The organism is Bradyrhizobium sp. WSM471, assembly GCF_000244915.1.
In the GTDB taxonomy this organism is placed as follows: Bacteria; Pseudomonadota; Alphaproteobacteria; order Rhizobiales; family Xanthobacteraceae; genus Bradyrhizobium.
On record NZ_CM001442.1, the window covers coordinates 1,814,454 to 1,827,951 of the forward strand.

Below are 13,498 nucleotides of genomic sequence, written 5' to 3' on the forward strand. Positions count from 1 at the left end.
CCACGCGAGATGGTGGTGCACTGAAGTGTAGGTTGGCGTAGCGCTGGCAAGTCGAGCGAAAGCGCAATGCGAGTTCTGATGCAGCAGGTCCGCGCGTGACTGCGGCCTCACCCCGCCTAACGCGCTCACCGGTTGAGCCCAATGTGCGGCGCGCGATCGCCGTGGTCTCGTCGTCCGTCATCATCTACTAGGATAAGAACGATTGCTTTGGACTCGATATCGGCGGGCTCGGGCGAGCGATGCGCTGCGACCGTTCGATGTCCACATCTCAGGAGGCGTTCAATTTGCAGGATTCCTGCAGCCTCGGACTGATCTTCGCGAACTTTAGGTATCGACCCGCTTTACTTTGCGGCTGTCGGTGAAAGTCACTGGAAGCCGCCACGAGCGCTAGCCTCGATCCATGATCAGCTATTGCTACGATCGGACGTGGATTGGAGAATAAGTCCTATGGTTGCTGGGGTTGGAGTGCAGCAAGACGATCGTAGCAAGAGCGCGCGGGCGCGTAGTGACTGGGACATAACGGAGGCCAGGGAGCTTTATACTCTGCCGTTTTCCGACCTGATGTTTCAGGCTCAGAGCGTTCATCGCGACAATTTTGACCCCAACCGCGTGGAAACCGCGAGCCTGCTCAGCATTAAAACTGGCGGCTGTCCTGAAGACTGCGGCTACTGTTCGCAGAGCGCGCATTACGACACAGGCGTCAAAGCCACCCGCCTGATGAAGCAGATCGATGTTGTCGCCGCCGCGCAGCGCGCCAAAGATGCTGGCGCGACCCGCTTTTGCATGGCCGCGGCCTGGCGCACTCCGAAAGATCGCGACCTCGATCAAGTCTGCGATATGATTAGGGCAGTCAAACGGCTCGGCATAGAAACCTGTGTCACGCTCGGCATGCTGACACCTAAGCAGGCCGCTCGACTCGCTGATGCCGGGCTCGACTTCTACAATCACAACGTCGACTCTTCGTCAGAGTTCTACGGCAAGATCATTAGCACTCGTACTCTTCAGGATCGCATCGACACTCTTGAGCATGTGAGGAGGGCCGGCATTAAGGTCTGCTGCGGCGGCATTCTCGGTATGGGCGAACATGTCGAGGATCGCCTCGCCATGCTCGTGCTGCTGGCTAATCTTCCCAGCCATCCGGAAAGCGTTCCGATTAACCTATGGAGCGAGGTCAAAGGCGTCCCTGTCAGTGAGACAGCGGAGCGTCCCGATCCGATTGCGCTGGTGCGGCTGCTAGCGACGGCTCGGATCATGATGCCGAAGAGCGTGGTGCGGTTATCGGCCGGACGGCAATATATGACCGATGAACTCCAGGCTCTGTGCTTCTTGGCTGGCGCCAATTCGCTCTTCATTGGCGATGTGTTATTAACGACCACCAATCCGCAACGCGACCACGACGCGCACTTGCTGCACCGGCTCGGTATCACCTCCGGTCTTGCTTAACGAAGCACCTCGACAAGTACGCAGCGGACCCTCAGCTTAGTCCAAAGGTGCAAACCACGTCGCTGAAAGGCCAATATCGGTAGCGCTTCCGTGACCGACGTAGATCTAAAGGTCGATGCTGCATGCGACAGGCTTCCCTCTCAAGAAACGAGACGAACTCTGCAGTATGGAAACCAGAGACCGCTTTGCCATTCTACATGATCGATGCTTCCAGGATGGTGCAAAGTCTGAACGGTGCGAGAGACAATGCCCGTGCAATGGGCCTAGCCTCTGCGTCGCAGGCTCGCGGCTTCGATATCCGCGGTATCCGGCCGCCAACCGTGCCAGCGGGCACGGCCCGCCTCCGAATTTCGATCACACTCAATGTCGGGGAAGACGACGTCCGATCAATGCTAGATGCGCTGAAAGAAGAGTCGAGGAGCTGGTCTCAGTGGACCACCGCATCGTGGCGACGGGCACTGATACGGGAATTGGCAAAACCGTGTTTTCTGCAGGTCTCGCCAATCTCCTTGGCGCGACCTATTGGAAGCCGGTTCAGGCTGGCCTCGAAGGAGAAACAGATACCCAGCTCGTCGCGCGCCTGGGATGTCTCTCGCCCGATCAGATCGTGCCGGAGCTCTACTGCCTTAGAACACCTGCCTCGCCCCATCTATCCGCGGAACTCGACGGAGTTCGGATCGACACAGATTCTCTCCATGTCCCCGATAATGGGAAACGGCCGCTCGTGATCGAAGGCGCTGGTGGGTTGATGGTGCCGCTGACGCAGAATATTCTGTACATTGACGTCTTCGAGCGATGGCGGCTTCCGGTCATCCTTTGTGCGAGCACGGCACAATCAATCACTCGCTCCTGTCGATAGAGGCTCTGCAGAAGCGACAGATCGGAATTCTCGGAATTGCATTCATCGGCGAAAAGAATTCTGAGAGTGAGAGAGCAATTTGCGAGATCGGGAGAGTGCGTTGCTTAGGGCGGCTGCCCTGGCTTTCTCCTCTAACGGCAGACACGTTGCAGGCTGCATTCGAAGCCTCATTCCGTCCAGATGATTTCAAGCGATGATACCAAAGAAAAGGTCGCCCGTCTGGCATCCGTTCACGCAACACGCGCTTCAGGACGAGATGACGAGGATTGTGCGCGGCGACGGTGCCTACCTCTACACTGCAGATGGATCTCGCATTATCGATGCAATTTCATCATGGTGGGTAGTAACGAAATGGTCATTGCCATCCGCAAATTGTGAGCGCGGCCCAAGATCAGGCAGGTAGGCTCAACCAGATCATCTTTGCCGGCTATACCCATGATCCGGCCGAAGAAGTTGCGACGCAGCTGTTGAAACTCACACCAGCCGGGCTCGACCATGTCTTCTTTTCTGACAGTGGCTCCACGAGCGTGGAAGTCGCCCTAAAAATCGCCTTGGGCTATTGGCATAATATCGGCGAGCATCGATCGCGCATTGTCGTGATGGAACATTCCTATCACGGCGACAGCATTGGGGCGATGTCCGTTGGTGCCCGCGGCGTGTTCAATGCAGCTTACAGCCCACTCCTGTTTGACGTCATCGAGATCCCATTCCCGGCGCAGAGCCGCGAGCAGGCGACTCTCGATGCGCTCGACTCTGTTTGCCGAAAGGAAAGGCCGGCGGCCTTTATTGTCGAACCGCTAATATTGGGGGCGGGCGGAATGCTGATGTACCCAGCCTGGGTGCTAAGAGAAATGAAGCAGATCTGCGAAGCCTCGGACGTTCTGTTGATTGCGGACGAGGTCATGACGGGCTGGGGCCGCACTGGAACACTATTCGCTTGCGAGCAGGCCAATGTCACTCCCGATATCGCTTGCTATTCCAGGGGTCTCACCGGTGGGGCGCTCCCACTTGCAGTGACACTCTGCCGCGCAGGCATTTTCGATGCGCATTATTCGAAGGATCGTGCCCGTACTTTCTTTCATTCGAGTTCATATACCGCCAATCCAGTCGCTTGCGCCGCCGCAAAGGCTAATCTAGATCTCTGGCGACACCAAAACACTCGCGACCGCGCAGCGTCGGTCGCCACGTTGCAAGAGCAGGCACTGGAGCCATTCCGCACCGACGCGCGCTTTGCAAATGTTCGTCGGACCGGGACCATTACAGCACTCGATCTGAAGACGACCGATCCGGGCTATCTGGCGGGCATCGGTCCGAAGCTTGGAGCGTTCTTCAAAGATCGATCTCTGCTGCTGCGGCCGCTCGGCAATACGATTTACCTGATGCCGCCTTATTGCGTTACGGCGGCAGACCTGACTGAAATCTACTGCGCCATTAGCGAGGCCGCCGACGCTGTGTAGCCGATCTTGTATCGGCAGCTGTCTGTTTGAGTTGCGCGATGAACTTCTGCGCCAGAACGTGAAAATAGTCCGGAATGCGCGCACCTGGGCAAAACTGGGCCGATTTTCTTCCTAGCGGTAGAGGTAAGCTTTTGTTGCTGCAAGTGCTCGGCGTACGGCGGGCGCGACGGGCAAGCAAGTCAGCAGACGTGGCGACAAGGTGGGCGGATTATAATTTCGACACTGCGATGGAGCGGCGTAATGCTCAGCATCGCGAGTGAGGGTCGGTGGAATTGAAACGGCACAGCTTCGGTCTTAAAGGCTGGAAGGCTTGCTCATAGAGCCAGCTCTATCTTAGCGAAATTCTCGCATGAAGGTGTGTTTTGCACGCCTGCGAGCTGCTTGGGCTTGTATGTATGAGCCGAGAGCGGACGAGCAAGGAATAACTAAGCGGTAGCGCCGCGCGCGCTCACGTTGCAGAGATTTGGAGAGCACAGCATGGGATTGTTGGACGGCAAGGTGGCGATCATCACTGGGGCAGGTGGCGGGCTTGGCGAGGCTTATGCAACGCTTTTCGCCAATGAGGGCGCGGCTGTCGTCGTCAATGATCTCGGCAGCTCAGTGGATGGTTCCGGCGCTAGCGGCGCAGCTGAAAAGGTGGTGGCTAGGATCGTAGCGGCCGGCGGGCGCGCCGTCGCCAATAACGACGACGTATCCACCTTGGCCGGAGGTGAAAATATCCTCAAAGCCGCGATCGATGCTTTTGGCCACGTCGACATCTTGATCTGCAATGCAGGCATCTTGCGCGACCGGACGTTTGCCAAAATCTCCGAGGAGGATTGGGATCTCGTCGTCAAGGTTCATCTGAAGGGGACCTACTGCTGCTCGCTACCGGTTTGGAATTGGCTCAAAGATAATCGTCGGCCGGGTGTGATTATTATGACATCTTCAACATCAGGGCTTTTCGGGAATTTCGGCCAAGCAAACTACGGAGCAGCCAAGGCGGGAATCTATGGCTTGATACGAGTTCTCTCCATCGAGGGCCGCAAATATGGAATCCGCGTTATGGGGGTGGCACCAAACGCGGTCACTCGCATGTGGGCGGACGTTCCAAGCACCCGGGAGGGCGAACCCGATCCCGTCCTGCGTCCCGAGAACGTCGCTCCTGGCGTGCTCTTCATGGCCTCCGATTTGGCGGCTGACCATTCAGGCAAGGTCCTCGCCGTGTCGGGCGAAGAGATCGCAGAGATCAAGATGCTCATGACTGAGGGCTTCCATCCCAAAGGGCCCTACACAGCGCAGGACCTTGCGGCGCGCTCGTCCTCGGTATTCTTTCCGGCAGACCTGAAGCGGGCCCTCCCGAAGGCTTAGAGTGGAAAAATCCGGCGCTGGCGGAGGCCGCAAGGAGGTCCGCTGGCGCTCGCTTGCGTCATACCAGAGCGCTCGCCAACAGATCCTGCGGCGCAGAAGGACTTGTCCATTCGCTTGGCGTGAAGGGGCAACGCCCCGGCCGATGGCCATCGACGAGCTGCTAGCTTCTCGCCGACATTGCGTTAGGCATCAACGGGGTCCAGCCACTTTACCGATGAGTTTTGCGATAGTGGCGATGCTCTGGGCAGCCGAGGAGGCGATGTTCAGTTCAGTGATGGCGTAGGCCTTGCGGATCTAGCTAGTACCCGGAATCAGAGCTGAGTGATACGGCGGCCTTTGAAATGGCGTTGATGGACCTTTTTCTTGGTCCAGACGAATGGCTTGGCTTTGTCGTTGTAAGCGTTGACGTAGGCATCGATGTGCTCCTGAAGCTGCTTGAGGCTTGTGAAGGAGGTGCCGCTGAGCGACTGCCCCTGCAAGATTGAGAACCATACCTCGACCTGGTTGAGCCAGGACGCACTTGTCGGCGTGAAGTGGAATTGCACATTGGGATGGGCTTTGAGCCAGTCTCATTCTTCTTGTGGTTGCTGAGCTTGTCGAGGATGACGTGAAGCTTTCGGCCCGGAAAAGCCGCGGTGAGGCTGTTCATGAAATCAAGAAACTCGACGCGGCGCCGCCGTTTTGAAGGGGTCGCGATGATCTTTCCGGTGGCGACTTCGAGCGCCGCAAACAATGTTGTGGTGCCATGCCGCTTGTAATCGTGGCTTTGGCCGGTCAAGGCGCGGCCATTGGCGACTTCAGATAACCCCGCGCTCGCTCCAAAGCCTGGATCGAGAGCTTCTCGTCTACGCACAGCACAATGGCCTTCGCCGGCGGCGCGACATAGAGGCCGACAACATCGGCGGCTTTGGCCGTAAAGTTCGGGTCGTTGCTCTCGCACCAGGACCTGCGAGCCACCAGGTCAATCTTGTGGCTGCGCAGGAACCGCCAGACATATTGGACGTCAACATCGCCCAACGCCTCGGCCAGCAGAGGGCCGGTCCAGCGCGCAAACCCTTGTGGTGGCGGCTTATCCAGCAGCTTCAGAATCCGCTTGTCGGTCGTCTTCGTATAGATCGGCTGCTTGCCAGGCCGCGGCTTGTCTTGCAGCCCTTCAAGGCCATGGTCGGCATAGCGATGCCGCCAAAGGCTGACAATCCGCGGCTGGACCCCAACTTCCTTGGCGATCGACCGGGTGCTGCGCCCATCCGCCGCCAACAGAACTATCTGTGCCCGCTTCAAATCGCGCTGCAACGTCACCGGTGAGCGGCAGCACGCCTCAAGCACCTTGCGATCTTTCCTCGAAAGGTGGACTTCTCTTGCTTCGGGTATCATCCCGACCTTGAATCACGACTCACGTTCCAAGAAAAGTGGGTACTAGCCATTGAGCAGCGGCTTCGGTCACTTCTCTTTCTGCCCCTTGGTTCGGATGCGCCACAGCACCTCCGTGCTGCCGATATCCGACGCCGAGCAATTCATTGTCGCGGAGCCCAGCGGGACCCCTCGCATAATCTCGTTTGAAGGTTTGACGAAGGCTTCTGCGATGCCGTTCGAGCGTGGCCATGGACTAGGGTGGAGCACAATCTAAGGCTGAGTGCCGCGCGGCGGATGCATTATCTCCTCGACCAGTCGGATCTTCTCGGCAGTCGGCCACCGATGTCGGCGCTCGCCGAGTTGATCACTTAGACCCGCGGTGGAGGGGAGAAGCATTCTGGTCGGACGGCATACCCGTAGTCATAGGCGTATGCCTATGCATTATCCAGCTACGCTGCCTGCCCGGTCAAAACGGGTGCGATCCATGAACCTTACCGGTCAGCATTTCCCAAGAACGTGCTCAGTGTCTCGGCCGGACATACCTAGGGTAGCTAAGGATAGAGCTATCGCCAAATTTTGGTGACGGCCTGAGCCGGTCAGGCGGCGGCGGTTGTGGGCTGGCGGTCGGTCGACTTGGCGATGACCTCGATCCCGTCGTTGAATGTCACACCGAGAACGAGTTTTGACAACTGGTTATGACCGTCGAGGCGGCGCCAGCTTCTCTGCGCGCCCTCGACCAGTTTAAAGACCATCGCGAGCGCGGTCTTGTTGGATAGGCAGCCCTTCGATCGGATGGTGCGGTGGCGCACGGTGGCGAAGGTGCTTTCGATGGGGTTGGTCGTCCGCAAGTGTTTCCAGTGCTCGGCCGGGAAGTCGTAGAAAGCCAGCAGCGTGTACCGATCCTTGTTCAGGCAGTCGGCCGCCTTTTCGTATTTCAGCGCGTAGCTCTCGATGAAGGCGTCGAACGCCAGCTCGGCGGCGACCTTCGTTTCAGCCATCCAGATCTCCTGCAACGCGCGCTTGGCTTTCGGCTGCTGGCTCTTCGGCAACTTGGCGAGCACGTTCGCGGTCTTGTGCACCCAGCAGCGCTGCTCGCGCGTTTTCGGCCAGACCTCGCCGGCAGCTTTCCAGAAGCCGAGCGCTCCATCGGCGATGACGAGCCGCGGAGGCACGGCGAGCCCGCGCCGCTTCAGATCAAGCAGCAGCTCGCGCCAGTCGTGCGCGCTCTCGCGGGAACCATCGGTGAAGCCGACCAGTTCCTTGCGGCCTTCCGGCGTCGCACCGATCAGCACCAGGATGCACTGCTTTTCGTCCTCGAGGCGGGCTTCGAGATGGATGCCGTCGGCCCAGATGTAGACGTAGCGCTTTGCCGACAGATCGCGCTTCTGCCACGCGGTGTGTTCATCGAGCCAACCGTCCTTCAGGCGACCGATGGCGGAAGCCGACAACCCGGCAGCATCCTTGCCGAGCAGCGCAGCCAGCGCCTCCGAGAAGTCGCCGGTCGAGATACCCTTCAGGTAAAGGATCGGCAGCAGCGTCTCGATCGATTTCGAGCGGCGCATGTAGGGCGGCAGGATCGACGGAGAGAACCGGATGCGGTCGGGGTCGGTGGCGTCCGCCTCGCGATCGCGTACACGTGGCTGGCGGACGGCGACCGGACCGATGCCGGTCATCACCTCGCGTTCCGGCAGGTGACCGTGGCGCACGACGCGCTGGTGGCCGTCCGCGGTCTTCAAATCGGCATGCTGGCCGAGAAAGTCCGCGACTTCGGCCTCGATCGCCTTGGCGAGAAGGGCACGTGCCCCGTTGCGCAACACTTCTGTGAGTTGATCGTCGAAGATTCCTGGCTGAATCAGCTGGATGACGTTATCGTTGGACACGGCATATCGCTCCTTCGGTGGAGAAGTGGAGGCGTCAAGCACCCCCACGATATGCCGCCTTTCCGATTCCCGCCGTCACCAACTTTCAGCGATAGCTCCTAAGGATACCGATTACGATGGCCTCAAGGCCAAAGCCGCATTGTCACAACCTAAGCATTCTTCCAGGGCCACTCTTTATTCGGGCGCATTTCGCAATTTCTGGCGCTGAATCTTTCCTGCCCATGGGATTCCGTCAGCGACGTGGGCGGAAACTACGTGGTGGAAACGAGGAAACAGATGTTGATCAGAGAGTATTGCTAAGGCTCTGCCTCTGCCAATTGGCAATGCACTGGTTTACATTTCTAAAACGATGTACTGACTTTCCACCGAGACGCTGAAAGCGTCTGCCACATACGGCCCGTTCTCAAGCTCGGCGCCGGATTGTACCTTCACATCATACGACCTCGTCTTAACAGATTGTGGGCTGCAGTACGACTGTCCGGAGCGAATGTCGAACTCCCAGCCGTGCCAGGGACATTTGATGATTTCTCCCTCTCGCGAATATCGAAAGCACCCCGGCGCGTTGGACTGAAGAATGCCTGTAAGTAGGCCCAGACTCAATTTGGCCCCGGAGTGTGGGCATCGGTCAAGCAAGGCGAAGTATTGCCCGTCTCGATTGAAGACTACGATTGGACGGCCCCTGACAGTTACTGTGAGGCGCCCGCCATTGGGGATATCGCCCACCGATCCGATGATATGCTTAGTCATTGGCGAACTCCAGCCGGTACAGCTCCTGCGCATTTGCGGAGTAGATCATCCGGCGCTCCGAGTCCGAGAGAGAACATTTGAACGCCTGATTGGGGTCGTCCCAGTCCCAGTGGGGATAATCAGATGCGAACAGAAACCGATCCCAACCAAACCAAGACATCACGTCACGCAGATCATTTGGTCTCTCAGGCTCATCCATGGGCTGCGTTGTCACATATACCGCTTGCCTTACGTATTCGGACGGACGCCGCTTCAGATGCGGTACTTCATCACGCATGCGAAGCCACTGACGATCTGCGCGCCAGCACCAAGCATTAATCCAGGCAAATCCCCCCTCAACGAGCACCACCTTCAGCTTCGGAAAGCGCTCGAAAGCTCCCTCGAAGACAAAGCTCGTAAGAAGCTCACGATGAACAAAGCTAAACCGATGGTGGCTCTCCTGATAGAACGATGGCCAACCGGCTCCGCCAGGAGAACCGCTGTCGCCACTTAGATGTAATCCCAACGGCAGACCATGTCGAACTGCCGCTTCATAGATTGGCCAATAGCGTTTACGGCCCAGTGGCTCGACCCCACGGCACGTCATAGAGATCTGAACGAAGTCCGTCTTACCGGCCCACCTCTCAATCTCCGCAATCGCGCCTTCTACATCTTCGCCGTTGACGAGCAGACTCCCCTTCAGTCGCCGATCTTCTTGCGTCCACTCACTATACTGCCATTGATTGACGGCGCTACACAGCGCCGTTCCGAACTCCAGACTCCTTTCCATCATTCCGTCCGGAGACAAAACGAACAGAATGCCGTAGTCGATGCCGCAGGGGTCGAGATATTGCTCTTGCATGAAGGATAGCGACGATCCCGGCGGTCCACCTTCCGGGGGCCAGGCATCGCGCCGAGAAATGGCGGGGTTTACCTGCGGGAACCTCGACGCGCCGACGAAAGGCACCCGAAAGCGAATTCCATAATTTTCCAGATGCAGCTTCCACCGCTGACTTAGGTAAGGATGCAAATCACTGTATGAGCGCAGCGCCGGATGGATGTCACAGTCGACTCGCCGCTGCTTGATCTTCGCAGCGCCTTGGAGAGCGGCCCGCTCGATCGGCTTGTTCATTGTTGAAGTCTCCGCAAACGAGGATAGGTCTTCAAAGGATTGTCGACGCAGATTTTGTTAGCTAACTCATTCGAGATACCTCCCGGTAACGCGCTGTTGGCATCGAAATGATGATGCGGATAGTCGGTAGAAAAAAGGATCATCTCATCAGATCGAAGCTGCTCGAGGACTCGATCAAAGATAGCAGCTTCGAGGGGAGCATCGATCGGCTGGAGCGTGAACCGAAAACAGTCGCGAACAATGTCAGCGGGGGATCTATCAACCCAGGGAGTCTCGCACCGCATACCCCGCCAAGATTTCAACGCACGCCACATGAAAGCCGGCAGCCAGAGAAAGCCAGATTCAGAACACACGAACTTTAGCTCAGGAAATTTGGAACAAACCCCGTGAGTAATGATACTTAATATCTGAGACTGGAATATACTGGTATGATCAACGTATTCCGCGAGAAAAAACGATTGCCATCCGAGAGAAGAAGGAGCTTGTTTGTAGTTGCTCCCAGCGTGTAGCGCGATCGGCAGGCCGTGCTTTGCCGCCGCCTCATAAATGGGCCAGTAGAATTTTTGCCCAAGCGCCAGCTCAGTCGAGGCGAGCATCAGCACTTGAACGAAACGCTCATTTGGAGCCCATCTTTCGATTTCCTCGGCGGCCCCGCCGGGATCCTGCGGAGTAACCACAATGGACGCATAAAGTCGGTTATCGCAGGGCAACCACTCCTCCGCGATCCACGCGTTGAGGGCTCTCGCAAATGCGACTGCCATTCCTTCATCTGCAATGGCCTGGACGCCGTATAGCGGATTCAGTATCGCCGCCCGCGTTCCGAAAGGCACAACTCCGTTTGTAATCAATTCCTCAGGCTGTGAACCTGGCAGCCCTCCTGAGCGACGCCAGTCAGAGCGGCAGAGAGCTGGGATGTTCGGAGGGAAACTTGAGCTATTAAAATCCTGAAGCTCAAGTCCCCGTTCGGCGACTTGCCTTCGCCAATGCTCATCCATGTACGGGAGCAGGGAATTCAAATTCGGGACTGCCGGGTGAATGTCGCAGTCAATGCAACCTATGTCCGGCATGCCAACGCTAGACGTAGCAGCGGTGCAAGGAAGGCCATCAGATCGCATAATAACAACTCCGTAAGACGTTGCATCACCTGCCGCCCCAGAAGACCACACACAGATGCTGACGGCTCTCACCTGCGCGAGCTTCGTCGAAGCTGCTCCTAGACACAATGTACAGGTTAAAGCGAATACGATTAGCACAAGCTTCCTCAAGCATGCGCCCTTTCTTCGGCGCGCCATCCGTCGGCGCCGGGTTTATGTTTGTTCCCGGAGCATTGGTAAGGGCCTGCAGGGGCGGAAGTAGGCGGGCTCGATGAAGATCTAGGTCTTCATCAACTGCGCGCCCCCTCCAACACCATGTGCGCTCTGAGCCTCTCTAAGGCTGACGCGGTCTGAGAACTCTGGTTTGTCATGGACTATGATTGAATTCGTGCTGCACGCCGGTCTAGCCAACTTTCCTGCGTCTGGGCGAATGAACTTCCTAGTTCCCCGTCGATTGTAAATCTCCGGGCATGCCGTAGATTGCGTGACCAGCGAAAGGTCGTTTTTCCACCTCCGCTGAGAAGTTCAATGTTGTCCATCTCCGACGAACGCCGTATCAACGACCCGGCCTTCGTTTCCCGATATCGGCAGCCAAGCTTAGGTTGCGGCTTGGCCAGTGTCAGCAGTGTTGCTCCTTGCCGAGTGACTGACTACCGTACCTGTACGATACCATTGCAATTCGCGCAGAAAAACTCTCCAGTTGGGGAGGCTGCTGACCTTGGACCCACCGGATTGGGACTACTGCAGCAGAGTTAGTGAGCCAGATCTGGTTGTTGGCCGGCGGTCGATGAGCTATCGCCAAATTTTGGTGACGGCCTGAGCCGGTCAGGCGGCGGCGGTTGTGGGCTGGCGGTCGGTCGACTTGGCGATGACCTCGATCCCGTCGTTGAATGTCACACCGAGAACGAGTTTTGACAACTGGTTATGACCGTCGAGGCGGCGCCAGCTTCTCTGCGCGCCCTCGACCAGTTTAAAGACCATCGCGAGCGCGGTCTTGTTGGATAGGCAGCCCTTCGATCGGATGGTGCGGTGGCGCACGGTGGCGAAGGTGCTTTCGATGGGGTTGGTCGTCCGCAAGTGTTTCCAGTGCTCGGCCGGGAAGTCGTAGAAAGCCAGCAGCGTGTACCGATCCTTGTTCAGGCAGTCGGCCGCCTTTTCGTATTTCAGCGCGTAGCTCTCGATGAAGGCGTCGAACGCCAGCTCGGCGGCGACCTTCGTTTCAGCCATCCAGATCTCCTGCAACGCGCGCTTGGCTTTCGGCTGCTGGCTCTTCGGCAACTTGGCGAGCACGTTCGCGGTCTTGTGCACCCAGCAGCGCTGCTCGCGCGTTTTCGGCCAGACCTCGCCGGCAGCTTTCCAGAAGCCGAGCGCTCCATCGGCGATGACGAGCCGCGGAGGCACGGCGAGCCCGCGCCGCTTCAGATCAAGCAGCAGCTCGCGCCAGTCGTGCGCGCTCTCGCGGGAACCATCGGTGAAGCCGACCAGTTCCTTGCGGCCTTCCGGCGTCGCACCGATCAGCACCAGGATGCACTGCTTTTCGTCCTCGAGGCGGGCTTCGAGATGGATGCCGTCGGCCCAGATGTAGACGTAGCGCTTTGCCGACAGATCGCGCTTCTGCCACGCGGTGTGTTCATCGAGCCAACCGTCCTTCAGGCGACCGATGGCGGAAGCCGACAACCCGGCAGCATCCTTGCCGAGCAGCGCAGCCAGCGCCTCCGAGAAGTCGCCGGTCGAGATACCCTTCAGGTAAAGGATCGGCAGCAGCGTCTCGATCGATTTCGAGCGGCGCATGTAGGGCGGCAGGATCGACGGAGAGAACCGGATGCGGTCGGGGTCGGTGGCGTCCGCCTCGCGATCGCGTACACGTGGCTGGCGGACGGCGACCGGACCGATGCCGGTCATCACCTCGCGTTCCGGCAGGTGACCGTGGCGCACGACGCGCTGGTGGCCGTCCGCGGTCTTCAAATCGGCATGCTGGCCGAGAAAGTCCGCGACTTCGGCCTCGATCGCCTTGGCGAGAAGGGCACGTGCCCCGTTGCGCAACACTTCTGTGAGTTGATCGTCGAAGATTCCTGGCTGAATCAGCTGGATGACGTTATCGTTGGACACGGCATATCGCTCCTTCGGTGGAGAAGTGGAGGCGTCAAGCACCCCCACGATATGCCGCCTTTCCGATTCCCGCCGTCACCAACTTTCAGCGATAG

General features: G+C 58.2%; 7 protein-coding genes and 4 pseudogenes. 5 read left to right on the forward strand and 6 right to left on the reverse strand.

Annotation, left to right across the window (positions count from 1 at the left end):
• Positions 1–447: 447 nt before the first annotated feature.
• The 5 genes and pseudogenes from bioB (at position 448) to BRA471DRAFT_RS08010 (ending at position 5,109) form a co-directional block, all read left to right on the forward strand.
• On the forward strand, positions 448–1,443 hold the full coding sequence (gene bioB, locus BRA471DRAFT_RS08000) for a biotin synthase BioB (RefSeq protein ID WP_007606081.1): 996 nt from the start codon (positions 448–450) through the stop codon (positions 1,441–1,443).
• Between the two features lie 242 nt (positions 1,444–1,685).
• Positions 1,686–1,862: pseudogene (locus BRA471DRAFT_RS39530) on the forward strand (8-amino-7-oxononanoate synthase); the annotation flags it as partial.
• A gap of 11 nt (positions 1,863–1,873) precedes the next feature.
• Positions 1,874–2,499: pseudogene (bioD, locus tag BRA471DRAFT_RS36510) on the forward strand (dethiobiotin synthase).
• A pseudogene (locus tag BRA471DRAFT_RS08005) lies at positions 2,496–3,759 on the forward strand (adenosylmethionine--8-amino-7-oxononanoate transaminase). The pseudogenes bioD and BRA471DRAFT_RS08005 overlap by 4 nt, the downstream one beginning before the upstream one ends.
• Before the next feature lie 477 nt (positions 3,760–4,236).
• Positions 4,237–5,109: an SDR family NAD(P)-dependent oxidoreductase gene (locus BRA471DRAFT_RS08010; protein WP_007606082.1), complete on the forward strand. Its 873-nt coding sequence runs from the start codon at positions 4,237–4,239 to the stop codon at positions 5,107–5,109.
• Between the two features lie 311 nt (positions 5,110–5,420).
• On the opposite strand, the pseudogene BRA471DRAFT_RS36515 reads toward BRA471DRAFT_RS08010, so the two are convergent.
• The 6 genes and pseudogenes from BRA471DRAFT_RS36515 to BRA471DRAFT_RS08045 form a co-directional block, all read right to left on the reverse strand.
• A pseudogene (locus tag BRA471DRAFT_RS36515) lies at positions 5,421–6,483 on the reverse strand (IS630 family transposase).
• 575 nt (positions 6,484–7,058) lie between these two features.
• Positions 7,059–8,342, reverse strand: coding sequence for an IS256 family transposase (locus BRA471DRAFT_RS08025; protein WP_007606084.1), 1,284 nt, complete (start codon positions 8,340–8,342; stop codon positions 7,059–7,061).
• Positions 8,343–8,675: 333 nt separating this feature from the next.
• The gene (locus tag BRA471DRAFT_RS08030) at positions 8,676–9,122 is read right to left on the reverse strand and encodes a Rieske (2Fe-2S) protein (RefSeq protein ID WP_341850298.1); all 447 of its coding nucleotides are present in this window, start codon (positions 9,120–9,122) and stop codon (positions 8,676–8,678) included.
• Positions 9,082–10,200, reverse strand: a complete 1,119-nt coding sequence (locus tag BRA471DRAFT_RS08035; protein WP_007606088.1) for an amidohydrolase family protein — start codon at positions 10,198–10,200, stop codon at positions 9,082–9,084. The genes BRA471DRAFT_RS08030 and BRA471DRAFT_RS08035 overlap by 41 nt, the downstream gene beginning before the upstream one ends.
• Positions 10,197–11,315, reverse strand: coding sequence for an amidohydrolase family protein (locus BRA471DRAFT_RS08040; protein ID WP_007606090.1), 1,119 nt, complete (start codon positions 11,313–11,315; stop codon positions 10,197–10,199). The genes BRA471DRAFT_RS08035 and BRA471DRAFT_RS08040 overlap by 4 nt, the downstream gene beginning before the upstream one ends.
• 804 nt (positions 11,316–12,119) lie before the next feature.
• The gene (locus BRA471DRAFT_RS08045) at positions 12,120–13,403 is read right to left on the reverse strand and encodes an IS256 family transposase (protein WP_007606084.1); all 1,284 of its coding nucleotides are present in this window, start codon (positions 13,401–13,403) and stop codon (positions 12,120–12,122) included.
• Between the last annotated feature and the right edge of the window lie 95 nt (positions 13,404–13,498).